Annotated in this window: 4 protein-coding genes; 3 read left to right on the top strand and 1 reads right to left on the bottom strand. The window is 45.6% G+C overall.

Annotation, left to right across the window (positions count from 1 at the left end):
• Positions 1–1157 (bottom strand): cation:proton antiporter (locus BP896_RS06925; protein ID WP_291767023.1); only part of this gene is annotated, 1157 nt, incomplete at its 3' end.
• 91 nt (positions 1158–1248) lie between these two features.
• Here BP896_RS06925 and hemL point away from each other — a divergent pair.
• The 3 genes from hemL to BP896_RS06940 all read left to right on the top strand — a co-directional run.
• Positions 1249–2541, top strand: a complete 1293-nt coding sequence (gene hemL / locus BP896_RS06930) for a glutamate-1-semialdehyde 2,1-aminomutase (protein WP_291767024.1) — start codon at positions 1249–1251, stop codon at positions 2539–2541.
• A gap of 37 nt (positions 2542–2578) precedes the next feature.
• Positions 2579–3889 (top strand): MFS transporter, encoded by a 1311-nt coding sequence (locus tag BP896_RS06935; protein WP_291767026.1) that lies wholly within the window; start codon positions 2579–2581, stop codon positions 3887–3889.
• Positions 3890–3994: 105 nt separating this feature from the next.
• A partial coding sequence (locus tag BP896_RS06940) for a hypothetical protein (protein ID WP_291767028.1) occupies positions 3995–4358 on the top strand: 364 nt, incomplete at its 3' end.

Genomic DNA, 4358 nt, shown 5'->3' on the forward strand with positions numbered 1-4358 from the left:
CTCCTATATAGGACTGAACCAATTATTGTTGTTATAAGGACCATTACTAGTATTAAACCGTATTCACTTGGATCCAGTACACTGCTTGATAAGCCGATTGAGGCTACCACCAGCCCCATTTCACCCCTAGGTACCATACCTAGTGATGCGGTTAATGAACTAATGGGATTCCTTAACTTAACGTAGGCAAGTGGGTAAACTCCAATTATTTTCGCTGCAATGGCTAGTGCTGATACTACTAGGGATTGAATAATGATATTTAAGCTGGTTATTGTTTTAAAGTCCATTTGAAGGCCTATAGTTATGAAGAATATTGAACCAAATATAGCCAGTAAAGCATCAATGGATGCCCTAACCCTACTTGACCTACTACTCTCAGCAACAGCTACGCCGGCTATGAAGGATGCTATTACTGCTGAGAAGCCTGAGGCAACCATTGCGACAACTAGCCCAAATAAAACTATGAGTGATGCGTAAACCACTAGGTATTCATTAATCCCATTAAGTAGCCTAGGTATTATTAATACTGATGCCGCCAGGAAGATTGCCCAAAGCACAGAAATCTTAATTATATGCATTGTAAAGCCTATTACTGAATTAGCATTAGGGCTTGTGGATAATGTGGAGAGCAGTATTAGAGCTACTACATCATCCATTGATGCAGCGGCCACGAGGACCCTAGTGCTTGGGAGTTCATAAAGCCCCTCCCTCTCAATAATATTAGCAACCACGGCTAAGCTGGTGGGTGCTGTTGATAGGGCTATGAATGATGAAGCCACTTGGCTGAAGCCAATACTACTACAGTACCAGTAAACAATAATGTAGGGGGCTAAGGCGCCGGCCACAGCAGCCATTAACCCAAGGAACCCACCCTGCCTTAGTGAAGATAACCCATGCTCCAGCCCAGAGGCGAATAATAGGAGTATTACTGAGAATTCTGATAGGAATACTACGTAGTTGCTTATTGAGAATAAGTTAACGTGGAGCAGGGCATTAAGTAATCCACCCAGGGCGTAGGGGCTTAATACTATACCGGTGAGTAGCTCAGCCACAATGCTTGGATACCTATACCTAGCCATTATTAGGCTGAGGGATTCTGCTATAGTTACTAGGATTGAGAATTCCAGTAGCGTTAAGTAAATTGAACCAACAGCCATTACGTGAATCATGCTTATGATTAAGTTTTAAAGTATAACCCTGCCTAGTTCATTGAGGAAAGCTTTAACCACCAGTAAACTAACCCTAATCATGGCCACTGAGGCAGTTGACCTATTTAAGGAGGCTTTAAGCCTATTCCCAGGCGGTGTTAATAGCCCGGTTAGGGCAATGAAGCACCTGCCGGCGCCATTAATCATTAAGAGGGCTGAGGGTGCATTCCTCTACACGATTGATGGGGCTAAATTAATCGACTACTGCATGGGCTTCGGCCCCCTAATCCTAGGGCATAGGCATCCAGTGGTCCTTGATGCTGTGAGGAGGGCTCTTGAGGATGGGTGGCTTTACGGTGCCTTAACTAGGAATGAGGTTGAGTTGGCTAAGGAAATAAGTAGTAGTATTAAGAGTGTGGAAATGATTAGGTTCGTTAACACTGGCACTGAGGCAGTAATGAATGCTGTTAGGTTGGCTAGGGGATTCACTGGGAGGAAGTATATTGTTAAGTTTGAGGGTAATTACCACGGCGCCTTCGACTACGTCTTAGTTAAGGCTGGGAGTGGGGCAGCCACCTGGGGTGTTCCAACGAGTGCAGGTATACTTGATGATGCAGTTAAATACACTCTAGTTGCCCCTTATAATGATGTTGAAGCCTTGGAGAGCGTGTTTAGGAATTATGGTAATGAAATAGCCCTACTCTTAGTAGAGCCAATAGCCGGTAACTACGGCCTAATAATACCGGACTTGGAATTCATTAAGGCTACAAGGGAGTTAACTGAGAGGTATGGTGCATTACTCCTCTTCGACGAGGTCATTACTGGGTTTAGGGTTGGGTTAAGTGGAGCCCAGGGCTTATTCAATATTAAGCCTGACTTAACCACGCTGGGCAAGATAATTGGGGGCGGCTTCCCAATAGGTGCATTCGGCGGTAGGAGGGATGTAATGAGCATGGTTACCCCCCAGGGCCCAGTCTATAATGCTGGGACATTCAACGCCCACCCAATATCAGTGGCCGCTGGTTTAGCGACTATTAGGGTGATTAAGGGTGGTGGGGTTTATGAGGCTGCTAATGAGGCTGCTGAGAGGATTGCTAATGCTATACTTGATTCTGCCTCAAGGAATGGATTCGATATTACTGTTAAGAGGATTGCATCAATATTCCAATTCTACTTCAAGAGGGGTGATGTGAAGACCCCTGCAGACGTTAGGGCTAGTGATGAGAAGCTTTACTTAGCCTTCCATAGGGAGGCGTTGAGTAGGGGTGTTTACTTCACCCCAAGCCAATATGAGGTTAACTTCACCTCCGCTGCGCATAGTAGGGATGTGGTTGATGAGACTATTAGGGTTATTGATGAGGCCTTCAAGGCGCTTAAAACCCAGGTTCACTAACTGGAAACACTTATAAGGCTTAGGCAATAGGCGCCTTGTGTCAACAGGTGAGGTTAAGGCAAGGTACTATACTTTAGCCTCAGTATCAACGATGCTTGCATGGGGCCTCGAGTACTATGATATAATAGTCTTCGCAACCCTCTCCCAAATACTTGAGGGGGTCTTTAGGCTCAGCCTAGTTACAGTCTGGTTCGCCTTCGCCATAACCTACTTCGCAAGGCCACTGGGGGCATTAATCTTCGGTTACCTTGGGGATAGGTTCGGTAGGAGGGCCACCACAGCCATTGACGCCGCCTTAATGGGCTTAGCCAGCTTAGCCATAGGCCTCCTACCCACCTATGCTCAAATAGGCATTGCAGCGCCCATCGCCCTATACGTGATTAGGCTTATTCAAGGTATTGGGCTTGGCGGTGAGGCTGGTGGTGGGGCTACCTGGGCCCTTGAGCAGGTTAACCCAAGGTGGAAGCCCCTCTTAAACGGCATAATGTACAGTGGCTTATCCTGGGCAGTATTCCTAGCCGGCGCAATAAGTATACTGGTTGAGGGTAGTATAGGCTACACTGCCTTCGCCACAAATGGGTGGAGGATACTATTCTACATAGGTGCTGTACTAGCCCTAGTGGCCTTCGTGATTAGGATTTTCGGTATTGAATCCCCTGAATGGTTAAGGGCTAAGGAGTCCGGTTCACTGAAGCCCATTCCCCTAGCCAATAGGAGGGTTTGGGGGGTTAATATGCTTATATTAATATTAATAAACCTGGGCTTAACAATATACTACTACGGCGGCCTAGGCTACTGGCCATACGTATTGCCTAGGATAATTGCCCCAAGCATAGGCGTTAGCGTTAAGGTTGCCAGCACATACGCATACATGCTGACTGTGTATGGGGGTATTGGGGCTGTGATTGGTGAGGTTTTAAGCGGCTTAATAATGCTTAAAACTGGTGTTAGGGGTAGCTTCCTCTACCCAGCCATACTACTAGCCTTAACCGCACCACCTGCAGTTTACCTAGCCTTCACCATAAGTCCAAGCGCCTACTATGCATCATTAATAACAGGCATATTATTTGGCTTAGCCGCAGCCCCACAGACAATGTACTTCACTGCATTATTCCCAGTGGAGAGTAGGTGGTCGGCGGTTTCACTGGGTTGGAACATTAATGCAGCCATTGGGCCCTTTGGCTCATTAGCCTTAGCCCTACTGGTTAAGGAAACAGTGGGTTCACCTTACTCCTACTTAACTGGCTCATTAATAATGATGCTTGGCGCACTCCTAGTGGTGGTTGGTTCATTGATTAAGCCAAGTAACCTTTACGCTAAGCCTGGTGAATTCTATATACATAAGTAGGCCTTAGTTAAATACCCTTAATTTTATTGAGTTAAGTTAAGGCATGGTGCCTGCTCTACGTTACCATGAGTTAAAACTTTAAAGTTAATTGGGGGTTAACTTAATGTGGATTCTTCCAGTAAGGCTAAGGTTAGGGAAGAGTATGAGAGAGCTGTGCTTGATGTGTTGAGGGGGAGTGTTAAGGCGCCTTACGATGCCTACATTAATGAATTCATTGATCAGTTAGTAGCTATGGTTGAGAAGCTTAATAATTCTGACGTTGAAACTAGGAATAAGTTTAGGTATGGTTTAAGCATATTAACGAGCCCAAACAGTAAGCCAAACATAATTAGGGCTAAGATAAACGCCTACTACGCATACTTAGTATACAGGGGATATACTTCAGCCTACAATATCCTTAAGAATAAGCTAGTGGCTGGTGGGGAGAGCCTATACACGTGGATTAGAATGTACAGGAGCCTCAACATAT

The sequence above is a fragment of the Caldivirga sp. UBA161 genome (assembly GCF_002506515.1).
In the GTDB taxonomy this organism is placed as follows: domain Archaea; phylum Thermoproteota; class Thermoprotei; order Thermoproteales; family Thermocladiaceae; genus Caldivirga.

What these genes read in the sequence shown, in the direction of transcription:
- hemL (WP_291767024.1), top strand. Translation starts at nt 1,249, where the DNA reads ATGGCCACTGAGGCAGTTGACCTATTTAAGGAGGCTTTAAGCCTATTC.